The sequence below is a fragment of the Streptomyces sulfonofaciens genome (genome assembly GCF_014656295.1).
In the GTDB taxonomy this organism is placed as follows: domain Bacteria; phylum Actinomycetota; class Actinomycetes; order Streptomycetales; family Streptomycetaceae; genus Streptomyces; species Streptomyces sulfonofaciens.
Genome location: NZ_BNCD01000002.1, coordinates 43,826 through 64,702, shown reverse-complemented (window position 1 = coordinate 64,702; position 20,877 = coordinate 43,826). Strand labels below are relative to the sequence as shown.

General features: G+C 73.5%; 20 protein-coding genes. 7 read left to right on the top strand and 13 right to left on the bottom strand.

The features are described from left to right. The first annotated feature begins 158 nt into the window (after nt 1-158). Nucleotides 159-752 (top strand): hypothetical protein, encoded by a 594-nt coding sequence (locus IE313_RS03290; protein ID WP_189929367.1) that lies wholly within the window; start codon nt 159-161, stop codon nt 750-752. Between the two features lie 184 nt (nt 753-936). On the opposite strand, the gene IE313_RS03285 is transcribed toward IE313_RS03290, so the two are convergent. Further along, nucleotides 937-1,425, bottom strand: coding sequence for a hypothetical protein (locus tag IE313_RS03285; protein ID WP_189929366.1), 489 nt, complete (start codon nt 1,423-1,425; stop codon nt 937-939). 329 nt (nt 1,426-1,754) lie between these two features. On the opposite strand from IE313_RS03285, the gene IE313_RS03280 reads away from it, so the two are divergent. The 3 genes from IE313_RS03280 (at nt 1,755) to IE313_RS03270 (ending at nt 4,671) form a co-directional block, all read left to right on the top strand. Further along, on the top strand, nt 1,755-2,417 hold the full coding sequence (locus tag IE313_RS03280; RefSeq protein WP_189929365.1) for a class F sortase: 663 nt from the start codon (nt 1,755-1,757) through the stop codon (nt 2,415-2,417). Nucleotides 2,418-2,484: 67 nt separating this feature from the next. Continuing rightward, the gene (locus tag IE313_RS03275) at nt 2,485-2,946 is read left to right on the top strand and encodes a universal stress protein (RefSeq protein WP_189929364.1); all 462 of its coding nucleotides are present in this window, start codon (nt 2,485-2,487) and stop codon (nt 2,944-2,946) included. Nucleotides 2,947-3,195: 249 nt separating this feature from the next. Next, a complete protein-coding gene (locus IE313_RS03270) occupies nt 3,196-4,671 on the top strand; it encodes an amino acid permease (RefSeq protein ID WP_189929363.1) in 1,476 nt (491 codons plus the stop codon). On the opposite strand, the gene IE313_RS03265 is transcribed toward IE313_RS03270, so the two are convergent. After that, on the bottom strand, nt 4,658-5,827 hold the full coding sequence (locus tag IE313_RS03265) for a CapA family protein (RefSeq protein ID WP_229924344.1): 1,170 nt from the start codon (nt 5,825-5,827) through the stop codon (nt 4,658-4,660). The two genes, IE313_RS03270 and IE313_RS03265, sit on opposite strands and share 14 nt — an antisense overlap. A 342-nt stretch (nt 5,828-6,169) precedes the next feature. Here IE313_RS03265 and IE313_RS03260 point away from each other — a divergent pair, with 342 nt between their 5' ends. Both IE313_RS03260 and IE313_RS03255 read left to right on the top strand, forming a co-directional pair. Continuing rightward, nucleotides 6,170-6,703: a sigma-70 family RNA polymerase sigma factor gene (locus IE313_RS03260; RefSeq protein WP_229924395.1), complete on the top strand. Its 534-nt coding sequence runs from the start codon at nt 6,170-6,172 to the stop codon at nt 6,701-6,703. Nucleotides 6,704-6,826: 123 nt separating this feature from the next. Further along, entirely contained in the window at nt 6,827-7,339 is a 513-nt protein-coding gene (locus tag IE313_RS03255; RefSeq protein ID WP_189929360.1) for a hypothetical protein, read from the top strand. Between the two features lie 28 nt (nt 7,340-7,367). Here the strand turns inward: IE313_RS03255 and IE313_RS03250 are convergent, their stop codons facing one another. The 6 genes from IE313_RS03250 to IE313_RS03225 all read right to left on the bottom strand — a co-directional run bounded on the left by IE313_RS03250 (nt 7,368) and on the right by IE313_RS03225 (nt 14,799). Continuing rightward, entirely contained in the window at nt 7,368-8,576 is a 1,209-nt protein-coding gene (locus IE313_RS03250; protein WP_189929359.1) for a sensor histidine kinase, read from the bottom strand. Then, nucleotides 8,573-10,171 carry a sodium/solute symporter gene (locus IE313_RS03245; protein WP_189929358.1) on the bottom strand — a complete coding sequence of 533 codons (1,599 nt, stop codon included), beginning with the start codon at nt 10,169-10,171 and terminating at the stop codon, nt 8,573-8,575. The genes IE313_RS03250 and IE313_RS03245 overlap by 4 nt, the downstream gene beginning before the upstream one ends. Then, nucleotides 10,168-10,545, bottom strand: a complete 378-nt coding sequence (locus IE313_RS03240) for a hypothetical protein (RefSeq protein ID WP_189929357.1) — start codon at nt 10,543-10,545, stop codon at nt 10,168-10,170. The genes IE313_RS03245 and IE313_RS03240 overlap by 4 nt, the downstream gene beginning before the upstream one ends. A gap of 133 nt (nt 10,546-10,678) precedes the next feature. Beyond that, nucleotides 10,679-11,449 (bottom strand): LytR/AlgR family response regulator transcription factor, encoded by a 771-nt coding sequence (locus tag IE313_RS03235; protein ID WP_189929356.1) that lies wholly within the window; start codon nt 11,447-11,449, stop codon nt 10,679-10,681. Nucleotides 11,450-11,706: 257 nt separating this feature from the next. Then, the gene (locus IE313_RS03230; RefSeq protein ID WP_189929355.1) at nt 11,707-12,567 is read right to left on the bottom strand and encodes an Fpg/Nei family DNA glycosylase; all 861 of its coding nucleotides are present in this window, start codon (nt 12,565-12,567) and stop codon (nt 11,707-11,709) included. A 120-nt stretch (nt 12,568-12,687) separates the two neighbouring features. Next, entirely contained in the window at nt 12,688-14,799 is a 2,112-nt protein-coding gene (locus IE313_RS03225; protein ID WP_189929354.1) for a SpoIIE family protein phosphatase, read from the bottom strand. A gap of 194 nt (nt 14,800-14,993) precedes the next feature. Here IE313_RS03225 and IE313_RS03220 point away from each other — a divergent pair, with 194 nt between their 5' ends. Beyond that, nucleotides 14,994-16,427, top strand: coding sequence for a lipase maturation factor family protein (locus IE313_RS03220; protein WP_189929353.1), 1,434 nt, complete (start codon nt 14,994-14,996; stop codon nt 16,425-16,427). A 40-nt stretch (nt 16,428-16,467) separates the two neighbouring features. Here IE313_RS03220 and IE313_RS03215 read toward each other — a convergent pair whose 3' ends face one another. Genes IE313_RS03215 through IE313_RS03195 form a run of 5 tightly spaced genes read right to left on the bottom strand, consistent with a single transcriptional unit; the run spans nt 16,468 to nt 20,867 of the window. After that, nucleotides 16,468-17,385, bottom strand: a complete 918-nt coding sequence (locus tag IE313_RS03215; protein ID WP_373316910.1) for an amidohydrolase family protein — start codon at nt 17,383-17,385, stop codon at nt 16,468-16,470. Then, nucleotides 17,382-17,696 carry an L-rhamnose mutarotase gene (locus IE313_RS03210; RefSeq protein WP_189929352.1) on the bottom strand — a complete coding sequence of 105 codons (315 nt, stop codon included), beginning with the start codon at nt 17,694-17,696 and terminating at the stop codon, nt 17,382-17,384. Before IE313_RS03210 ends, IE313_RS03215 begins: the two co-directional genes overlap by 4 nt. Further along, nucleotides 17,693-18,706: an aldo/keto reductase gene (locus IE313_RS03205; RefSeq protein WP_189929351.1), complete on the bottom strand. Its 1,014-nt coding sequence runs from the start codon at nt 18,704-18,706 to the stop codon at nt 17,693-17,695. Before IE313_RS03205 ends, IE313_RS03210 begins: the two co-directional genes overlap by 4 nt. 14 nt (nt 18,707-18,720) lie before the next feature. Beyond that, a complete protein-coding gene (locus IE313_RS03200; protein ID WP_189929350.1) occupies nt 18,721-19,521 on the bottom strand; it encodes an SDR family NAD(P)-dependent oxidoreductase in 801 nt (266 codons plus the stop codon). Next, nucleotides 19,518-20,867 (bottom strand): L-fuconate dehydratase, encoded by a 1,350-nt coding sequence (locus IE313_RS03195; protein ID WP_189929349.1) that lies wholly within the window; start codon nt 20,865-20,867, stop codon nt 19,518-19,520. The genes IE313_RS03200 and IE313_RS03195 overlap by 4 nt, the downstream gene beginning before the upstream one ends. Between the last annotated feature and the right edge of the window lie 10 nt (nt 20,868-20,877).

Here is a 20,877-nt window from a genome sequence, read left to right as displayed (position 1 = left end):
GGAACGGGCCCGCTTCGCCCGCTCGGCCTCCACGCTTGCCCCGTTCGCGCGACAGCGATCGCGCCACACCGCGCGCCTCCTTAGCGTTTGGGACATCGAGGTGCATACGACGCGAGCGGAAGAGGTCCGCGGGGTGCCCCTCGGGACGGAGGACGCCCATGTGCGCGATACGCGCCGCCTCGGCCGCTCTGCTCTGCGCCGCGGTCCTGGTCCTTGCGCCTCCTGCCCCGCCCGCCCTCGCCGCGCCGCGCTCCGGGGCCGTGCCGCCCACCGTCGCCGACCGGGAGGACGGACGGTTCCTGCCCGGTCTCAACCCCCCGCTGGTCGCCGCGGGCGGCGTGGTGACGCTCAGCGCACGGGGGTGCCCGGGCGACACCACGGTGTCCTCGGACGCCTTCGGCGTGGTGACGCTGCACGCGCACTCGGGCCCCGGCACGGCCACCGTGCACCGCGGGGCGAGAGCGGGCACCGGTTACCGGGTGGTGTTCGCCTGCGCGGACGGCACCGCGCTGAGCCGCGAGCTGACCGTGGCGGGCGGCCACGGCGGTGGCGAGGGCGGCGCGGTGCGGCACGCGGCGCGGACCGGCGCCACGGGCGCTCTCGGCGGCTTCGACCTCCAGGAGATCGGGGTGGGGGCGGCACTCCTCGGGGCCGCGCTGGTGCTGGCCTACCGCCGTGCCCGGCGGCACGGGGCCGCCGCGCGGGAGACGACCGCCGAACGCGGCGGGCACGCCGGCCGCCCGGCGGGATGAACCACGGCCCTTCGCCCCGGAAGCGATGGTTCCGGGGTGAAGGGCCGTAGCGGAGGCCACGCGCGGGGCGCGGCCGCGGAGCGTCAGAGGTGGATGGCGGATGCGTGGGGACAGAAGGGGCGGCGACGTCCTGTGCGGCCGGGTACCGGACCGCCGGGAAGGGCACGCAGGGAGCGGTGCGGGGTCAGGCGTTGCTCTCGGCGCGCCGGTGCCGCAGCACCAGGCCGCCGCCCAGCAGGGCCGCCGCCACGAGACCGCCGCCGATCGCCATGTCGCTGCCGGCGACGCCCTTGGAGCTGCCGCCCAGACCGCCCTGCACACCGCCGATGACGGTGAAGGCGTTCCGCCTGGTCAGGGTGCTGCCGTCGCAACGGGCCGTGACGTCGTAGGAGCCCCGGGCGGCGTTCCTGAAGACCCGGACGGTGGCGGTGACCCGGTTGCTGCCGGCCACGGGCTGGAGCTCGGTCCTCGGGAAGGCCTCCGACTCCACGGTGCTGCCGGGCGTACGGCACTCCGGCGCGTCGACGGAGACGGTGAGCTGGCCGCCCCTGGCGATCACGCTGGGGGTGACGGTGATGTTGTCGGGGTCGTTCCAGGCCGCGGCCGTGGGAACGGCGAGTCCGACGGCGGCGGCCGTGACGGCCGAGACCGCCAGGGCTCGGAATCTACGCATGGGAATCCTCCGCGGAAGGCGCCCGGGGAGCCGTCCCCGGTCGGTCGGTGAGCACGCCTTCCAGACAGACCCTCAGATGCGGTGCGCAGGCCCGCATGTCGGGACTCGTCCGTCCTGGTGAGACGACACGCCGGTGGCCGTCACACCGGTGTGGATCACCGCAGGTCACCCAGTGTCAGAAATTTCCCGGTGGGCGGGACTCGGATGGCGCACCGGGACCCGGCCGCCACCCGTTCGCCGCTGTCGCGTCGCCGCCCGCGGGCGGTGCGCCTACGGTGCTGGTACGCGCACCGTACGCGGCCCGCCGCCGCGTCGAGAAGGGATGGCGAATGTCTGGGTCCCAGTCGGCCGAAGAGGAGGAACGGCCCAGGAAGCGCACGCCGTTCGGCGCTCTCGCGCTGGTCCTGCTCGCCGGCCTCGCGCTGATCCGCAACGGCTCCGGCGAGTTCAGCACCGGCCCCCCGCAGCCCGCGTCAGCCGCGGCACCGAGCAGCAGCTTCGCCGTCGGGGTACCCGCGCCGGGCATGCAGGCGCTGCCGTACTCGATGGTCGACCGGGTCACCATCCCGGAGATCAAGGTGGACGCGCCGGTCACTCCCGTGGGGCTCGACGCGGACGGCTGGGTGGGCGCGCCACCGCCCGAGGACCCCAATCTGGCGGGCTGGTTCACCGGTGCCGTGTCGCCCGGCGAGAAGGGCACGGCCGTCATCGTCGGCCATGTCGACAACGCCCACGGTCCGGCGGTGTTCTACGGCCTCGGCTCGCTGAAGCAGGGCAACCACGTCGAGGTCCGGCGCAGGGACCAGCGCACCGCGGTCTTCGAGGTCTACGGCATCGAGCTGTTCGAGAAGGAGAACTTCCCCGGCGACCGGGTCTACAGCAGTACCGGGAAGCCTGAACTGCGGGTGATCACCTGCGGCGGCGGCTTCTCCAAGCAGCACGGGTACGACGGCAACGTGGTGGTGTTCGCGCGCATGGTGGAGGTGCGCTGATCGGCTCCGTCGCGACTTTCCGTCCCCCCGGGGTCCTGGGGCTGCCCGTTCGGCTAGCCTCACCGCTGTGACCGATCAGCAGTCCACCCAGTTCGAACGCGGCACCGACGGCCCCAAGGTGATCGTCGCGGGCGTCGACGGCTCCGACTCCTCGCTGCGGGCCGCCGCCTACGCGGGTGGGCTGGCCCGCAGGCAGCACGCACTGCTCGCCATCGTGTACGTACAGCCGGTGATGGCGGCGGGCGCCGCGCTCGGGGTGCCGGTCGCCGACACCACGGACGAGATCGCGGAGTCGCTGGCCGGGGAGATCCGGGCGGCGGCCGAGCGCGTGAAGGACATGTTCGAGGTGCGCTGGGAGTTCCACACCTTCCGTGGCGACCCCTACAACGGCCTGGTGGCCGCCGCGGACGAACTCAAGGCCGACGCCGTGGTGGTGGGCGCGTCGGAGCAGGCGGGACACCGCATCGTCGGATCGGTGGCGATCCGGCTGGTGAAGGCCGGGCGGTGGCCGGTGACGGTGGTGCCGTGACGGATTGGCGGGTCCCGGCCCGCCCGCCACCACCGCACCCGCGCAGGCGCAGGCACCCGCACTCGCGCACACACCCGCACCCGCACCCGCACCCGCACCCGCAGGCACATCGTGACCCCTTGATGACGATGTGTCTCGCCGGCGTGGGAGTTCCTGGGTCGCGAAGGTGCGGTGTCTTCCCTCCCGGACGTTCGTCGGACATCATGATCGGCCATCAACCGACTGCCGTCCGCGAAGAGGTGGGTCCTCATGGCGCGACTCCGTATGGGCGAGGGCGTACTCCGCCGCAAGCCGATCGACCAGATCTCCGAGCCCGGTGGCGCCCCCGGCGCCGAGGGAACCGAGAGCGGGCAACTGACCCGCACGCTGGGGTTGTGGCAGCTCACCGCCATCGGCGTGGGCGGCATCATCGGGGCGGGCATCTTCGCGCTGGCCGGCACGGTGGCGAACGGCACCGCCGGACCCGCGGTGCTGGTGTCCTTCCTGATCGCGGGAGTGGCCAGCGCCGCGGCGGCGCTGTCGTACGCGGAGTTCGCGGGACTGATCCCGAGAGCGGGCTCGGCCTACACCTACGGCTATGCCGTGCTCGGCGAACTGGCGGGCTGGTGCATCGGGTGGGACCTGCTGCTGGAGTACACCGCGATCGTGTCGGTGGTGGCGATCGGCATCTCCGGCTACTTCAACTTCCTCCTCGGTGACATGGGCGCCCGGCTGCCGGGGTGGATGCTGGGGGCGCCGGGCACCGGCAGCGGCCACCGGGTGGACCTGATCGCGATGCTGCTGTGCCTGCTCATCGCGTACCTGCTGAACCTGGGCATCAAGAACGCGGCGCGCTTCGAGACGGTCGTGGTGGGCCTGAAGGTCCTGGTCGTGCTGCTGGTGATCGGTGTCGGGTTCTTCCACATCAGCACCGGCAACTACCACCCCTACTTCCCGTACGGGATCGGCGGCGCGTTCACCGGTGCGGCGACGGTGTTCTTCGCGGTGTTCGGCTACGACGCGATGAGCACGGCGGCCGAGGAGTCCAAGGACGCCCAGCGCCACATGCCGAAGGCGATCATCTACTCACTGGTGATCGCGATGGTGCTGTACGTGCTGGTGTGCCTGGTACTCACCGGCATGCAGGACTACCGGCACATCGACAAGGCGAGCGGCCTTTCCACGGCGTTCAAGTCGGTGGGGCTCGGCGGGCTCGCGGACGTGATCGCGGTGGGCGCGATCATCGGGATCCTCACCGTGATGTTCACCTTCATGCTCGGCGTCACCCGCGTGTGGTTCTCGATGAGCCGCGACGGGCTGCTGCCGAAGTGGTTCGCCAAGACCCACCCGACCCGGCGGGTGCCCACCCGGGTGACCTGGATCGCGGGCGCGGCCTCGGCGGTCATCGCCGGGTTCCTGCCGATCGCCGAGGCGGCCGAGCTCACCAACATCGGCATCCTGCTGGCCTTCGTGGTGGTGTGCGTCGCGGTGATCGTGCTCCGCTACCGCAGGCCCGACCTGCCCCGTACGTTCCGCGCCCCGGGCATGCCGGTGGTGCCCGCCGTGGGGGTCGTCTTCTCCCTCTGGCTGATCACGTTCCTGCAGTGGCAGACCTGGGTGCGGTTCGCGGTGTGGTTCGCGATCGGCCTGGTGATCTACTTCGGGTACTCGCGCCGGAAGTCGTTGCTGGCCACGTCCGGCGCGGGCAACGCCGCACCGGACGCCCGGGACACTACCGCCCCATGAGCAGGCCGTCCTGGCCCGCACCGCGGCTCAGCACCACCTGCCGGATCCGGTCGCGCACCGCGGTGAGCGGCCGGCCCCGGCCGATCGCCTCGTTGAGGTTGGTGACGCGTCCGGTGCCGGTGTCGAACCACTGCGGGACGAACTCCGCCTTCGTCACCCGCCACCGGTCGCCGGACCGCTCGGGCGGGGCGAAGGTGAAGCGGGCGAGGGTGCTCTCGTTGCCGCGCGGGTCGGGCCGGCCCGCGTGGTTGACCATGTCGCCGGCGATCTGGTCGCCCATGCCGTAGACCACCCAGGTACCGGACACCTTCTCGTAGGCCTGCGGGACGTGGGCGTGGGTGCCGAGGATCAGGTCGATGTCGGGGCGGCCGGCGGTGCGGGCCGCGGTGAGCTCCCTGGCGAGGGTCAGTTGCCTCTCGTCCGGCTCGTCCTGCCACTCGGTGCCCCAGTGCATGGACACCACGACCACGTCGGCCCCCGCCCGGCGGGCCGCCCGGGCGTCCCCGACGATCCGGTCCCGGTCGATCAGGTTGACCGTCCACGGCCGGCCGGCGGGCAGCGGGACGTCGTTGGTGCCGTAGGTGTAGGCGAGGTGGGCCACCTTGGCGCCGCCGGCCGGCAGCCAGGACGGAGCACCCGCCTCCGCGGCGGTGCGCGCGGAGCCGGTGTGCCGTACCCCGGCCTGGTCGAGGGCGTCCAGGGTGCGCCGGACCCCCTCCGCACCGTCGTCGAGCGTGTGGTTGGAGGCCGTGGAGCAGGCGTCGTACCCGGTGGCCCGCAGTCCGGCGGCCACCTCGGGCGGAGACTTGAAGGCGGGGTAGCCGGTGTATTCGCCGTTCGCGCCGTAGACCGTCTCCATGTGGCAGATGGCCAGGTCGGCCCGGGACACCACGGGTCTGACGCCGGCCAGCATCGGGGCGAAGTCGTAGCCGCGCCCTCCGGCGTCGGCGCCGGCCTGGCGGATGATCGAGTCGTGCGGCAGCACGTCGCCGGAGGCGAGCAGCGTGAAGCCGCGCGGCGCGCCCCCGCCGGTCACCGGAGACGGTGTCGCGCCGCGGCCTGCCTGGCGCTGCTGTGTGGCGCACGCCGCGACCGCGAGCAGCACGGTGAGAGCCGGGACCAGGGTCCAGCGCAGGACGCCGCGGACACCGTGCACCCGGGCGGCGGACGCGGGCCCGGCGGCGGGCCGGCAGCCCCGGGGGCGCCGAGTGCGCCCGGCGGCCGCCGCACGTCCCGGGCGTCTCGGACATCCGGTGGGTCCGCGGCGTGGGGTGCGCTCGTGCATCGGGATGCCTCTCACTCGGGAGCTTTATACGCACAATCCGCATATATGATTAATAGGGAGTCAAGTAACAAGACCGGCACGGTCCCCGGATCGGCCGCACGCCGCGCGCCCGGTGGCCCGTTCACCGCACCGCTCGCCGACGGCATCGACCGCCCGCCGCAGACCCGGGTACGCGCCCTGTCCGCGCCGCGCGGCCTGCGCTGGCATACGCCCATGACGGTGACGACGGGGGAGCGGGAGCTGGCCGAACTGCTGCGCGAGCACGCCGGTCCGCTCTTCGCCCTGCTACTGAGGCTGAGCGACGGAGACCGGCAGCGCGCCGAGGACCTGGTGCAGGAGACCCTGGTGCGTGCCTGGCAGCACCCGGAGGCGCTGCACGCCGACTACGACTCCGTGCGCCCCTGGCTGTTCACGGTCGGCAGGCGGCTGGCGATCGACGCGCGGCGCGCCCGGCAGGCCCGTCCCGCCGAGGTGCAGGGCGAGGTGCTGGAGAGCGCCCGGATCTGTGCGGACCACGCGGAGCGCGCCGCCGCGATGCTCGACGTACGCGAGGCTGTGAAGACTCTCACTCCCGAGCACAGGGACGTCCTGTTGCAGGTGTACTTCCGAGGGGCGAGCGTGGCGGAAGCCGCACAGGCCCTGGGGATACCGCCCGGTACTGTGAAGTCCCGTGCGTACTACGCGCTGCGCGCGCTGCGTCGGGTGCTCCCCGGTTACGCACCCGACCAGGGACGAAACCACGGCTGAGGCAAAGGCTTCGCAAATCGCCTTGCCACCGGGCCGGTTGAGTAATCGGCTGTCCTCATCCGTGTTCCACAGACAATGGGGCTTGGTCCGTGGTGCGCCGCGGGCCGGAGGAAGGCGGGAAGGATGCAGCACAGGGGCCGAGGGAGTACCGACGACGCCGGCGGCGGCGAACTCACCGTTCCCATGGCGTGGTTGTACGCCGAGTACATCGCCGACGAGGTGCTGCGCGCCGGCGATCTGATGCCGCCCACCTCGTTCGAGTTCCGTGCCGGACGCGACGCGCTGGCGCTGACGGTCTTCCTGTCGGAGCCGGGCACCGAGCTGACCGGCGCCCTCGTGGTCTCGCACCTGGAGGACTGGCTGTCGCTGACGGCCTACGACCAGCCGTGGCGGGACTGGGTGCGCGAGCGGATGGCCCTGCTCACCGCGGATGCGGTGGCCTCGGGCGGCGTCGGCCCCGACCTGGAGCTGGCGGCAGAGGCGTGGCGCTGGCTGGAGGAGACCGAGTTGCTCGCACCCGACCTGGACGCGGTGCCCGGCGGCGCGGTGCCCGAGGAGGACGAGGCTCCGCAGGTGTGGACGCCGGCCTGGCAGTTGGGGCTGCCGCTCGGGCACCTGGCGATCCACCTCTTCTGAAGCCGTGCCTCCGGCGCCGCAGCGGTGCTCAGCCCGCGCCGCCGGCGGGCGAGGAGTGCACGCCCGCACGGTACTTGGGAAGCCGTACCGTGATCCGCATGCCCGCGCCCACACCGGTGTCGATGACCAGCCCGTAGTCGTCCCCGAAGACCTGCCGTAGCCGCTCGTCCACGTTGGACAGACCGATACCGGACGTCGGGCCGCCCTCCCCGCGCAGGATCGCGCGCAGCCGTTCCGGCTCCATGCCGACGCCGTCGTCCTCGATGACCACCTCCGCCTCCGCTCCCGAGTCCTGCGCGCTGATGCTGATGGCGCTGCGGGTGACGGCGCCTTCCAGGCCGTGCTTCACGGCGTTCTCGACCAGCGGTTGCAGGCACAGGAACGGCAGCGCCACCGGCAGCACCTCGGGCGCGATCTGGAGGGTCACCGAGAGCCGGTCGCCGAACCTGGCCCGCACCAGCGCCAGGTACTGGTCGATGGAGTGCAGCTCGTCGGCCAGCGTGGTGAACTCCCCGTGCCGCCGGAACGAGTAGCGGGTGAAGTCGGCGAACTCCAGCAGCAGTTCCCTGGCCCGCTCGGGATCGGTGCGCACGAACGACGCGATGGCGGCCAGCGAGTTGAAGATGAAGTGGGGCGAGATCTGCGCCCGCAGTGCCTTGATCTCCGCCTCGATCAGCCGGGTCCGTGAGCGGTCCAGCTCGGCGAGCTCCAGTTGGACGGAGACCCAGCGGGCCACCTCGTCGGTGGCGCGGGCCAGCACCGCGAAGTCCCGGGTCGCATAGGCCACCAGCGCACCCAGCACCCGCTGGTCGACCACGATCGCCGCGGCCACCCCCCACCGCAGGGGGCAGTCGGGGTCGCCGCAGCCGCAGTCGAAGGCCGCGGAGCGGCCGGTGGCGAGCAGCCCCGCCAGCTTCTCCATCACCTGCCCGGCGTGCTGTTCGCCGCTGCCGTCCCAGGCGAGCACGGCGGAGCGGCCCGTGACGCAGAGCGCGTCGGTGCCCAGCAGGGTGCGCAGCCCGCGCACCGCCTTGCGGGCGGTGTCCTCGCTGAGCCCGGCGCGCAGCGGCGGCGCGGCGAGCGAGGCGGTGTGCAGGGTCTCGAAGGTGGCACGCTCCACGGGCGAGCCCACATCGCTGCGGCCGGCCGGGTGGGCGGTGCGCCGGCCCACCAGGAATCCGCCCGCCAGCAGCAGCGGGCACAGGGCGAGCAGCACGGCGGCGGCGGTCCCGGTCACTGCGGCTCCCGTCCTCGGCCGGCCCTGGCCTGCCGGGCGCCCGGCCCCTGCGGTGCGCCGCCGGCCGCGGCGGCCGCGGTCTGCCGGGCGCCCAGCGACTCGGGCAGGTGCAGGCGGGTCATGGTGGCGCTAGTGTGCGGCGGGATGCTGCCCGGTGTGGCCAGCGAGACCAGCACCATCGCGAGGAACCCCACCGGCACCGACCACACCGCCGGCCAGGCCAGCAGCGTGTGCAGCCAGCCGGTGCGCACCGGGCCGGCTCCGGCGACCGTCAGCGCCACCGCGAGCAGCGCCAACCCGCCGCCCAGCAGCAGCCCCGCCAGCGCTCCGGGCGGGGTGAGCCTGCGCCACCAGATGCCGAGCACCAGCAGCGGGCAGAACGCCGACGCGGACACCGCGAAGGCCATCCCCACCACGTCCGCCACCGGCATCCCGCTCATCAGCAGCGCCCCGCCGAGCGGCACGCCCATCGCCGGCACCGTCGCGACCCGCAGGTGCCGCACCCCGCGGGCCGGCAGCACGTCCTGGCTGAGCACTCCCGCGACGGCCATGGTGAGCCCGGACGCGGTGGACAGGAACGCGGCGAAGGCCCCGCCGGCCACCAGCGCGCCCAGCAGGTCGCCGCCGACCCCGCCGACCGCACGGCCCGGCAGCAGCAGCACCGCGCTGTCCGCGTCCCCGGCACCGGTCAGCTCCGGCGCGTACAGCCTGCCGAGCCAGCCGTAGAGCGGCGGCAGCAGGTAGAACAGGCCGACCAGGGCGAGCACGACCACCGTGGTGCGGCGCGCGGCGCGGCCGTCGGGGCTGGTGTAGAAGCGCACCACGACATGCGGGAGGCCCATGGTGCCCAGGAAGGTGGCGACGATCAGGCCGTAGGTGGCGTAGAGCGGGTGGTCGGCGCGGCTGGTGGCGAGCGGCTGCCCGGCGCCCGCGGCGGTGGGCGCCGCCCCGGGATCCGCGGGGAACACGGGCGGGGCCCCGCCGTCGTGGTGCCAGACGAGCAGGACGAAGACCGCCGGGACCAGCAGCGCGGTGAGTTTCAGCCAGTACTGGAAGGCCTGCACGAAGGTGATGCTGCGCATGCCGCCCGCGGCGACCGCGACCACCACCACGCAGGAGACCAGCACCGCACCGAGCCAGCGCGGCGAGCCGGTGAGCGTGCCCAGCGTCAGCCCCGCGCCCTGGAGTTGGGGCACCAGGTACAGCCAGCCCGTGCCCACCACCAGCATGCTCACCACCCGCCGCACCCGCGCGGACTCCAACCGGCCCTCCGCGAAGTCCGGGAGCGTGTAGGCGCCTGAGCGGCGCAGCGGTGCGGCCACGAAGATCAGCAGGACGAGGTATCCGGCCGTGTAGCCGACCGGGTACCAGAGCATGTCGGGCCCGTGCACCAGCAGCAGGCCGGCGACGCCGAGGAACGAGGCGGCGGAGAGGTACTCGCCGCTGATCGCGGAGGCGTTGAGCGAGGGCCCGACGGTGCGGGAGGCCACGTAGAAGTCGGAGGTGGTCCGGGAGATGCGCAGACCGAAGCCGCCGATGAGGACACTGGCGAGCACCACCGCGCTCACCGCGCTGATCGTGTATGCCTCGTTCATGGCGGTCCGTCGTGGTCGGCGCCGCGCACCAGGCGGGCGAAGTCGCGTTCGTTGCGCTCAGCCCGCCGTATGTACCAGCGGGCCAGCAGCACCAGCAGCGGATAGCAGCAGAACCCGAGCACGGCCCAGACGACGGTGGCGTTGCGCAGTGCGGCGAAGAACAGCGGCAGCGTGACGACGGGCAGGGCGAGCAGCGCGAACGCCGCGAGACCGGCCCGGAGCTGACTGCGCATCAGCGAGCGGACGTAGGCGGCGCCGAGCGTGGTCTGCTCGTCGATCTCCCACTGGGTGCGGTGGCCCGGCAGCCGGTGCACCGTGCGCGGCTCGCCGGTGACCCGCTCACGGCGGGGTGCGGGCTCGGCGCTGGCGGACACGGCGTGGAGTGTAGGCAGGGGGGAGGCGCGAAGGGAAGCCGGGAACACGCGTACGGGGCTGGTCACCACGGTGGCCCGCCTCCCGGGGCCCACCGCCGTGCTCGACCCGCCGCGGTGCGGCCTTCCGCACGGCTCAGCCCTCGCCGCGTCGCATGAGCAGTTCGCGCACCCTGCTCGCGTGCCGCCTGCTGACGGCGAGCTGCGCCCCTGCGATGCGGACGCTCATCCCGCCGCCGTCCAGCCGGAGTTCGTCGATGCGGTGCAGCGCGACCAGGTGGCTGCGGTGGATGCGGACGAACCCGTGGGGCGCCCAGCGCTCCTCCAGCGTGGCCAGCGGGATGCGCACCAGATGGCTGCCGTCCGCGGTGTGCAGCCGTGCGTAGTCGCCCTGGGCCTCGGCGTAGGTGATGTCGGCGACGGCCACCATGCGGGTGACGCCGCCGAGTTCGACGGGGATGCGGTCGCCGACCCCCGTGGGGGTGCGGTCGGTGGGCCGGGTGACCGCGATCTGCTCGGCGACCCGGCCCACCGCCTCGGCGAGGCGCTCCCTGCGCACCGGCTTGAGCAGGTAGTCCACCGCCTTCAGGTCGAAGGCCTGGACGGCGAAGTCCTCGTGGGCGGTGACGAACACGATCAGTGGGGGCCGGGCGAAGCCCGCGAGCAGCCTGGCGACGTCCAGGCCGGTGAGCCCGGCCATCTGGATGTCGAGGAACAGCACGTCGAAGGCGTCCTCGGCGCCCTGCCCCTGGCGGAGCTCGGCGTCCGTGGCCCGGCCGATGCGGCGCAGCGCCTCGGTCGCGTCGGTGGCCTGGGCCACCTGCCCGATCCTGGCATCGGCCCGCAGCAGGTACACCAGTTCGGCGAGTGCTGGTTCTTCGTCGTCCACGGCCAGTACGCGCAGCATGCGGCTGGAGTGTAGGGGCTCCTGGTACGCGCCGGGTGATCATGCCGCTGACCTGGCGAAGGTCCGGGCCCCACGGCGACGGGCGCTGCCGCGGGGCCCGGGTTCGCCCGGCACCACTCGCGCGGCGGGGACCGGAGGATCGGGGAGGACCGGAAGGAGGGGAGAGGAGCCGCAGACAGCCGGCAGGAACCGGAGGGCCGCACGGGCAGGAGCGAACCGGAAGGGCCCGGGGGCCGGCGAGCGCCCTCGCCGGCCGGCTACTTAAGGAGGCGTGACATCCGGCGGTCGGCGAGCAGCTTGCCGCCCGTCTGGCAGGTGGGGCAGTACTGCAGGGCCGAGTCGCTGAACGACACCTCCCGTACGGTGTCCCCGCACACCGGGCACGGCAGTCCGGCCCTTCCGTGCACCCGCAGGCCGCTCTTCTTCTCCGCCTTCAGCCGGCCGGCGGCCACTCCCCCGGCCCGTTCCACCGCCTCGCCGAGCGTGGCGCGCATCGCCTCGTAAAGACCGCGCACCTCCTCGTCGCCGAGGCGCGCCGCCAGCTTGTACGGCGACATCTTCGCGGCGTGCAGGATCTCGTCGCTGTAGGCGTTGCCGATGCCGGCGATCAGGCTCTGGTCGCGCAGGGCGCCCTTGATCTGGCGCCGTTCCCCGGCGAGCAGTTCGGCCAGGCGCCGTTCGTCGAAGTCGGCGGCGAGCGGGTCGGGGCCGAGCCTGGCGATGCCGGGCACCTCGGCCGGGTCGCGCACCGCGTACACGGCCAGGCGCTTCTGGGTGCCCTGCTCGGTGAGGTCGAAACCCTCGCCCGTCTCCAGGGCCACCCGCAGGGCGAGGGGTCCTCTGCCCGGCCGAGGCGCCCCGTCGGGCAGGCGGTCGCGCCACTGCAGCCATCCGGCGCGGGCGAGGTGCACGATCATGTGCAGCCCGTCCGCGTCCAGGTCGAGGAACTTCCCGTGCCTGCGCACCGCCGTGACGGCACGGCCCTCCAGCGCGGTCACCGGCGGGTCGTAGGTCTTCAGGACGCTGACCGCCACCGGCAGCACCCGGACGATGTCGTGATCGATCAGGCGGCCGCCGAGGAAGTCGGCGAGCGCTGCCACCTCGGGGAGTTCGGGCATGGATCCAGAGTGCCACCGCGCCGGGCGGAACGGCCCGCGGCTCCCCGGGGCACCCCGCCCGACCGCTCCCCCGGGCACCCCCGGTCCGACCGCTCCCGGGCACCCCGCTCCCCGGGCCCCTCAGTCCCGCTGGTCCCGCTCGTCCCGCTGGTCCCGCTGGTCCCGCGGTGGCACCACGAACTCGCCCCACACGCACTTGCCGCTGCCGCGCGACTCCACGCCCCACACGTCGGCCATCCGGTCCACCAGCAACAGGCCCCGCCCGGACATGCCGACGCCGCCTGCGTCCCGGCGGCGCGGCAGGGCACTGGAGCCGTCCTCGACCTCCACACGCAGCCGCCGGTCGGTGCCCGTCAGCACACGGAGCGTGACGATGGCCGCGCCCTCGGTGTGCATTAGAGAGTTGGTGATCAGCTCGCCCGCCACCAGCTCGATCTCGTCCGTGCGGTCCTGCGCCCCCCAGGCGTGCACGGCCGCGCGGATCATGTGCCGGGCCTCCCGGAACGCGTCGGGGTCGCCGGGCTCGACGTGCTGCTGGAGCCGGCCGCCGGACTGCGGGGCCCGCACGCCGCTTCGGCGCAGGAGGAGCAGGGCGACGTCGTCCCGGCCGCTCGTCTCGTCCGCGGCGAGGCAGAGCCGGTCGGCGAGCCGCGGCAGATCCGCGGGACCCGTGTCGACCAGCGTCGTCAGCGTCTGCATGCCGTCGTCCAGGTCGCCCCCCGGCTTCTCCACCAGGCCGTCGGTACACAGCACCAGGGTCTCACCCGGGTCCAGCTCCACGGTGCCGACGGGGTACGCGAGCTGGTCGAACTCCGCGGACAGACCGAGCGGCAGCCCGCCCTCCACGGGCAGCCGCCGGCAGGAGCCGTCGGCTGCCCGCAGCAGCGGGTCCAGATGGCCGGCGCGCACGAGCTGGACCACTCCGGTGGTCAGGTCCGCCTCGGCGTACAGGCAGGTCGCGAAGCGTTCGGTGTCGAGTTCCTGCAGGAAGACGGAGGCCCTGGCCATCACGGCGGCGGGGGTGTGGCCCTCGGCGGCGTAGGCGCGCAGCACGATCCTGAGCTGGCCCATCACCGCCGCGGCATGCGTGTCATGGCCCTGTACGTCGCCGATCACGGCACCGACCCGGCCGCCGGGCAGGGGTATGACGTCGTACCAGTCGCCGCCGATGTCGCGTCCCAGGGAGGCCGAGCGGTAGCGGACGGCGATCTCCGCTCCGGCGACCTCCGGGATGGTGCGCGGCAGCATGGCGTGCTGGAGGCCCTCGGCCAGGTCCTTCTCCTGTTCGAAGAACATGGCCCGCTGCAGGCTCTGGGCGATGCTGCTGCTCAGCGCCACCAGCACGTCGCGCTCCTCGTCCGCGAAGCCGATCTTGTCGTGGTAGAGCAGCCCGAGGGCACCGATCGGGCGGGCCTGCGCGATGAGGGGCAGGTAGGCGGCCGCGGTGACGTCCAGATGGGTGAGGCGCGGCCACAGCATCGGGTACGAGGTGGAGAAGTCCTCCGGTGACTCGATGAACCGCGGTTTCAGGGTGCGGACCACCTCGCCCATCGGATACGGCTCGTCGATCCGGGTGGTCCTCGCCCCCAGCACGGGGCCGCCCGCGGGACCCTCCGCCACCAGCCGGATGCGCCCGGCCTCCACCAGGCCCATGACCAGGCCGGCGGTCCCGAGGTGCACCGGGCCCCGGCGGTCGTCGAGCACGTCGATGACGTCCTGGACGGTGCGGGCGTGGGCGAGCGCGGCGGTGGTGTGCTGCACGATGCTGGTCCGGCGCCTGCGTTCCTCGTCACGCCGGCCCCGGTGGCGGCGGGTCGCCTTGTCGTCGAGTTCCTGGGTGGCGTCCCGCACGATGCCGAGGATGCGGCGCGGCCGCCCGCTCTCGTCGCGGTGGATGTACCCCTGGGTGTGCGTCCAGCGCAGGTCGCCGTCGTGGCGCCGGATGCGGAAGTAGGTGCCGTAGTTGTCGGCGCCGTTCTTGAGGGCCTCGGAGATGACGGCGTCGATCCTGGCCGCCTCGGTGGGCGGGAAGAGCGCGCCCAGGTTGAACGCGACCCCGTCGTACTCGCCGGGCCACACGTCCAGCACCTCGTGACCCTGGGTGTCCAGGTGCAGCAGCCCGCTGTCGAGGTCCCAGTCGAAGCTGCCCATGCCGTTGAGCGCCAGGATCGGATCCGGGTTGACGGGCCAGTCGTCCGGGAGTGCCGGCGCCCTCGCTCCCCGCTCAATCATGGAGCCACCTTGCCGCTGGTTGCCGCCTTGTCGCGTCTCTACGGTTCCGTCACTCCCCCACCGGTCCACAGCTCCCCCACCGGTTTGCTCCGATTGTGAATCTTATCCGCCGTTCACACCATATGCCGCCGCAGGTCCGCCGTTCCCCTCACTCCGGAGAGCCCGAAGGCGTGACTGTGCGTCACACTGGGCGTATGCGATGGTTCACGGCCGACGGCTACTGGATGAGCCGGCTGATCTTACAGCGGGGTCTGGCGGCGATCTATCTGGTGGCCTTCCTGGCGGCGGCGCTGCAGTTCAGGGCGCTGATCGGGAGCCGCGGAATGCTGCCGGTACCGGCCTTCGTGGCACGGGTGCCGTTCCGCAGGGCGCCGAGCGTCTTCCACGCGCACTACTCGGACCGCTTCTTCGCGGGCTGCGCCTGGCTGGGCTGCGCCGTGGCGCTCGCGCTGCTCGCGGGCGCCGGCGACGAGGTACCGCTGTGGGCCGCGATGCTGCTGTGGGCACTGCCGTGGGCGCTGTACCTCTCCATCGTGAACGTCGGGCAGACCTGGTACGGCTTCGGCTGGGAGTCGCTGCTGCTGGAGGTGGGGTTCCTCGCGATCCTGCTCGGCAACGACCGCGTCGGGCCGCCGATCGTGGTGCTGTTCCTGCTGCGCTGGGTGCTGTTCCGGGTGGAGTTCGGCGCGGGGCTGATCAAGATCCGCGGGGACGCCTGCTGGCGCAGGCTCACCTGCCTGGACTACCACCACGAGACACAGCCGATGCCCGGCCCGCTGAGCTGGTTCTTCCACCGGCTGCCGGCGCCGCTGCACCGCGTGGAGGTGGCCGCGAACCACGGCACCCAGCTAGTGGTCCCCGTGCTGCTCTTCACCCCGCAGCCCGTCGCCTCCGTCGCGGCCGTACTGATGATCATCACCCAGTTGTGGCTGGTGCTGTCCGGCAACTTCGCCTGGCTGAACTGGCTGACCATCGTGGTCGCGTCGGCCGCACTGGACCTCTCCCCGCTGGTCGGCGACCGCGACCGGCCGGCGGCACCGCTGTGGTACGAGGTCGTGGTGCTCACCGTCGCGGCCGTGCTGGTCGCCCTGAGCTACCGTCCGGCGCGCAACCTGTTCTCCCGGCGGCAGCTCATGAACTTCTCCTTCGACCCGCTGCACCTGGTCAACACCTACGGCGCCTTCGGCAGCGTCAGCAGGGTCCGCATGGAGGTGGTGCTGGAGGGCAGCGCGGAGCCGGCACCGCGGGCGGACGGCGCGTGGCGGGAGTACGAGTTCCGGGGGAAGCCGGGCGATCCCCGGCACTGGCCGCGGCAGTTCGCCCCCTACCACCTGCGGCTCGACTGGATGATGTGGTTCGCCGCGCTCTCGCCCGCCTACGCCCGGCCCTGGTTCGGCGCCCTGGTGGAGCGCCTGCTCAGGGGCGACCGGGACACTCTGCGGCTGCTGCGCCGCTCGCCCTTCCCCGCCGATGCCCCGCCGCGGGCCGTCCGGGCGCGGCTGTACCGCTACCGCTTCACGACGCCGTCCGAACTGCGTACGACGGGTGCCTGCTGGGACCGTACGTATGTGCGCGAGTACTGGCCGCCCACCCCCGCGGAACCCCCGGTCCCGGAGCGGGAGCCCTGAGCCGGGCGGGGGCGGACGCGTGCTCCGCCCGCCGTGCCGCTCACAGTCCGTAGACGCGGGTGGCGGTCCCGGCGAAGACCTGGGCGCGCTCGCCGTCGTCGAGCCCCGCCGTCAGTTGCCGTGCGGTGTCGACGACCTGCCCGTAGCCGGCCGCGAGCGTGCAGACGGGCCAGTCGGAGCCGAACATCACCCGGCCGGGCCCGAAGGCGTCCAGCACGGTCTCGGCGTACGGCCGCAGGTCCTGAGTCGTCCAGGAGGCCCAGTCGGCCTCGGTGACCATGCCGGAGAGCTTGCAGACGGTGTTCGGCAGCGCGGCCAGCGCCCGCACCCCGGTGGCCCAGGGCTCCAGGGCCCCGCCGGCGATCGGCGGCTTGCCGAGGTGGTCCAGCACGAAGGTGAGCCCCGGCAGCTCGGCCGCGGCCCGGGCGCAGGCGGGCAACTGGTGCGGCAGTACCACCAGGTCGTAGACGAGGCCCGCGTCCGCCACCGCCGCCAGACCCCGGCGGACGTCCGGCCGCAGCAGCCACTGCGGGTCGTTCTCGCCCTGCACCTGGTGCCGGATGCCGACCAGGTGCCGCCCGCCGGGCAGCGCGCGCAGCGCGGCCAGCGACTCCTCGGCGTCCGGCCTGGTCAGGTCGGTCCAGCCGACCACTCCCGCGACCAGGTCGCTGCCGTCCGCAAGGGCCAGGAACTCCGGGGTCTCGGCGGCCGCCGTGACCGTCTGCACCAGCACGCCGGCGGTGACGCCCGCGGCGCGCGCCTCGGGCGCCAGGTCGTCGACGGTGAAGTTCCGCCTGATCGGCGCCATGGCCGGTCCGGTGATCCAGTCCTGGTCGCGCACCGACAGGTCCCACACGTGGTGGTGGGCGTCGACGATCGCCCGCGGCGCGGACGCGGGCGGGGCGGGCGGGCCGAGGTCCGGTTCCCCGCCGGGAGGCATTGCGTCCGGCTCTGTCATGGCAGCTCCCATACGACCGGCAGGCCCGCCTCGGCGCCCGCCGGAGAGTAGTCGTGGCCCTCGTCGAGGAGTTCGGCCATCCTCGCCTGCCAGGCGACGTTCACCGGCAGCCGCTCCAGCTCGGCCAGCAGCCGGGCGTAGTCCTCGCACTCCAGGAGGTGGAAGAGGTGGGCACCGCTGCGCCAGATCGTCCACGAGGTGGCGCCCGCGGCGCGGATCGCGGCGACCAGCTCCGGCGGGACCTCGCGGTGGGCGGCCTCGTACGCCGCGATCCGGTCCGCGCGGACCGTGGTGTGCAGCGCGACCCTCATGGCTCCCGCCCCACGACGGCCCCGCCCGGCACCGGCACCTGGGGGGAGAGCAGCCGCTCGGCGCGCAGCTCCGCCCAGAAGTCCGCCGGCACCGCGCTCTCGTACTGGTGCACGCAGTCGCGCACCTCGTGCGCCGAGCGGGTGCCGACCAGTACCGCGGCGACCGCGGGGTGGCCGAGCGGGAAGGCGAGCGCCGCGGCCCGCAAGGTGGTGCCGTGGCGCTCCGCGACGGCCTTCATCCGCAGGGCGCGCTGGAGCAGGTCCTGGGGTGCCGCGGTGTAGTTGTACGTGGCACCCGGCCTCGGGTCGGCGAGCAGCCCGGAGTTGAAGGCGCCACCGACCACGACGGAGGTGCCGCGGCGTTCCGCGGCGGGCAGCAGCTCGGCCAGCGCCCGCTGGTCGAGCAGGGTGTAGCGGCCCGCGCAGAGCACGGCGTCCACGTCGGTGTCGCGGACGAACCGGGTCAGCATGGCGGCCTGGTTCATGCCCGCGCCGATGGCGCCGACCACGCCTTCGGAGCGCAGCCGCTCCAGCGCCGGGTACGCCTCGCGCAGGGCCTGCTCGCCGTGCTCGTCCGGGTCGTGCAGGTAGACGGCGTCGATCCGGTCGGTGCCCAGCCGCTCCAGGCTCTGCGCCAGGCTCCTGCGCACGCCGTCGGCGCTGAAGTCCCACACGCGGCGGTGGGTGGCGGGCACCGCGAAGCCCTGCGCCAGGTCGTCGCCGACCGTGCCGTCGCCGGCCACGGGCTCCAGCAGCCGCCCCACCTTGGTGGAGAGCGTGTACGCAGCGCGCGGCCGGCCGGCGAGAGCCGCCCCGAGCCGCCGCTCGGAGAGGCCGATGCCGTAGTGCGGAGCCGTGTCGAAGTACCGGATCCCGGCGTCCCAGGCGGCTTCCACCGCACCGTGCGCGTCCTCGTCGGCGACCGGCGAGTAGAGGTTGCCGATGGCCGCGGCGCCGAACGCCAGCTCCGTGGCGGCCACCCGGCTGCGGCCGAGGAGCCGGGTCGGCATGCTGGGCACCGCGCTCACCGCCCGGCCGGCCGCAGCCTGAGCCCCTGCATGCCGCCGTCCACCGCGAGGGCGGTGCCGGTGGTGGCGCCGGAGAGCGGGCCCGCCAGGTAGGCGATGGCGGCCGCCACCTCCGCCGCGCTGACCAGGCGGCCGGTGGGCTGGCGGGCCTCCAGTGCGGCACGCTCGGCGAGCGGGTCGTCGGCGGCGTCCAGCAGACGGCCGACCCAGGGGGTGTCGACGGTGCCCGGGGTGACGCAGTTGACGCGGATGCCCTCGCGGACGTGGTCGGCGGCCATCGCGAGGGTCAGCGAGTAGACGGCGCCCTTGCTGGCGCTGTAGAGGGCGCGCTGCGGCAGGCCGGCGGTCGCGGCTATGGAGCAGGTGTTGACGATCGCGGGGCCGCGGCCGGTCTGAGCGGCACGGCGCAGGTGCGGCAGGGCGGCGCGCGTGGTGCGGACGATGCCGAACACATTGACGTCGAACACCCGCTGCCACTCGGCGTCCTCGTTGTCCTCCACCGTGCCCCGTGCCCCGATGCCGGCGTTGTTGACCAGGACGTCGAGGCCGCCGAGTGCGTCGGCGGCATCGCCGACCGCGGCACGCACGGAGGTGTCGTCCGTGACGTCGGCGCGGTGGCCGAGCAGGGACCCGGTGGCGCCGTCCGGCCCTGCCGGGTCCAGGTCGAGCACGGCGACCCGGGCGCCGCGGGCCGCCAGCAGTTCGGCGGTGGCCCGCCCGATGCCGGAGGCGCCACCGGTGACCAGGGCGTTCAGTCCCGCGAACTCCTGGGAGCTGGTCGGGTGCGGCGACGTCATACCGCTGATTCCTTCCGCTGGGCGAGGTCGGCGGCCCAGAAGGTGCCGTCGGGATAGGTGTACTCCGCGATCGACTCGGGCCGCATGGTGGCCGAGAAGCCGGGTGCGGCCGGTGCCCGGTAGTGGCCGTCGGTGATCACGACCGGGTCCGTGAAGTGCTGGTGCAGGTGGTCCACGTACTCGATCACGCGGTCCTCGGTGGAGCCGGTGAGGGCCACGTAGTCGAACATCGACAGGTGCTGCACCAGCTCGCACAGCCCGACGCCGCCGGCGTGCGGGCAGACGGGGACGCCGAACTTGGCGGCGAGCAGCAGGATGGCGAGGTTCTCGTTGACCCCGCCGACCCGGGCCGCGTCGATCTGCAGCACGTCGATGGCCCCCGCCTGGAGGAGCTGCTTGAAGACGATGCGGTTCTGGACGTGTTCGCCGGTGGCCACCTTGACGGGTGCGACCCCCCGGCGGATCGCGGCGTGGCCGAGGATGTCGTCGGGGCTGGTGGGCTCCTCCACCCAGTAGGGGTCGAACTCGGCCAGCGCCCGGGTCCACTCGACGGCCGCGTCGACGTCCCAGCGCTGGTTGGCGTCGATGGCCATCCGGACGTGGGGGCCGACCACGGAGCGCGCCACCCGGCAGCGGCGGACGTCGTCGGCGAGGTCGGCGCCGACCTTCAGCTTGATCTGGGTGAAGCCGTCGGCGACGGCCCTCCTGGCGAGCCGGGTCAGCTTCTCGTCGTCGTACCCCAGCCAGCCCGGCGAGGTGGTGTAGGCGGGGTAGCCGCGCTCCCGCAGCCGGGCGGCGCGCTCCGCCGCTCCTTCGCGGCCCCGGCGCAGCAGGTCGAGCGCCTCGTCGCGGGTGAGCGCGTCGGTGAGGTAGCGGAAGTCGATCTGGCGCACCAGCCACTCGGGCTCGGCGTCCGCGAGGAACTGCCACAGCGGCTTGCCGGCGCACTTGGCGGCCAGGTCCCAGGCGGCGTTGACGACCGCGCCGATGGCCATGTGCATCACGCCCTTCTCGGGCCCGAGCCAGCGCAACTGGCTGTCGCCGGTCAGGTCGCGGGCGAGCGAGCCGGGATCGGCCGCGAGGTCGGCCACCCGCCGTCCGACGACGTGGTCGCGCAGGGAGTCGATCGCGGCGACCTGGACATCGTTGCCACGCCCGATGGTGAAGGTGAAGCCGTGGCCCTCCGGCCCGTCCCCGGCGTCGGTGCGCAGGACGACGTACGCCGCCGAGTAGTCGGGGTCCGGGTTCATGGCGTCGGAGCCGTCGAGCTCCCTGGAGGTGGGGAAGCGGATGTCGTGGGTGTCGACCGCGGTGACGCGGGCGGCGGAGGTGACGTTCTCGGTCACGTAAGGCCCT

Bases quoted from the DNA above. Each gene is read 5' to 3' on its own strand.
- IE313_RS03290 (WP_189929367.1), top strand. From the start codon at position 159: ATGTGCGCGATACGCGCCGCCTCGGCCGCTCTGCTCTGCGCCGCGGTC.
- IE313_RS03285 (WP_189929366.1), bottom strand. From the start codon at position 1,425: ATGCGTAGATTCCGAGCCCTGGCGGTCTCGGCCGTCACGGCCGCCGCC.
- IE313_RS03280 (WP_189929365.1), top strand. From the start codon at position 1,755: ATGTCTGGGTCCCAGTCGGCCGAAGAGGAGGAACGGCCCAGGAAGCGC.
- IE313_RS03270 (WP_189929363.1), top strand. From the start codon at position 3,196: ATGGCGCGACTCCGTATGGGCGAGGGCGTACTCCGCCGCAAGCCGATC.
- IE313_RS03260 (WP_229924395.1), top strand. From the start codon at position 6,170: ATGACGGTGACGACGGGGGAGCGGGAGCTGGCCGAACTGCTGCGCGAG.
- IE313_RS03255 (WP_189929360.1), top strand. From the start codon at position 6,827: ATGCAGCACAGGGGCCGAGGGAGTACCGACGACGCCGGCGGCGGCGAA.
- IE313_RS03245 (WP_189929358.1), bottom strand. From the start codon at position 10,171: ATGAACGAGGCATACACGATCAGCGCGGTGAGCGCGGTGGTGCTCGCC.
- IE313_RS03235 (WP_189929356.1), bottom strand. From the start codon at position 11,449: ATGCTGCGCGTACTGGCCGTGGACGACGAAGAACCAGCACTCGCCGAA.
- IE313_RS03230 (WP_189929355.1), bottom strand. From the start codon at position 12,567: ATGCCCGAACTCCCCGAGGTGGCAGCGCTCGCCGACTTCCTCGGCGGC.
- IE313_RS03225 (WP_189929354.1), bottom strand. From the start codon at position 14,799: ATGATTGAGCGGGGAGCGAGGGCGCCGGCACTCCCGGACGACTGGCCC.
- IE313_RS03220 (WP_189929353.1), top strand. From the start codon at position 14,994: ATGCGATGGTTCACGGCCGACGGCTACTGGATGAGCCGGCTGATCTTA.
- IE313_RS03215 (WP_373316910.1), bottom strand. From the start codon at position 17,385: ATGACAGAGCCGGACGCAATGCCTCCCGGCGGGGAACCGGACCTCGGC.
- IE313_RS03210 (WP_189929352.1), bottom strand. From the start codon at position 17,696: ATGAGGGTCGCGCTGCACACCACGGTCCGCGCGGACCGGATCGCGGCG.
- IE313_RS03205 (WP_189929351.1), bottom strand. From the start codon at position 18,706: ATGCCGACCCGGCTCCTCGGCCGCAGCCGGGTGGCCGCCACGGAGCTG.
- IE313_RS03200 (WP_189929350.1), bottom strand. From the start codon at position 19,521: ATGACGTCGCCGCACCCGACCAGCTCCCAGGAGTTCGCGGGACTGAAC.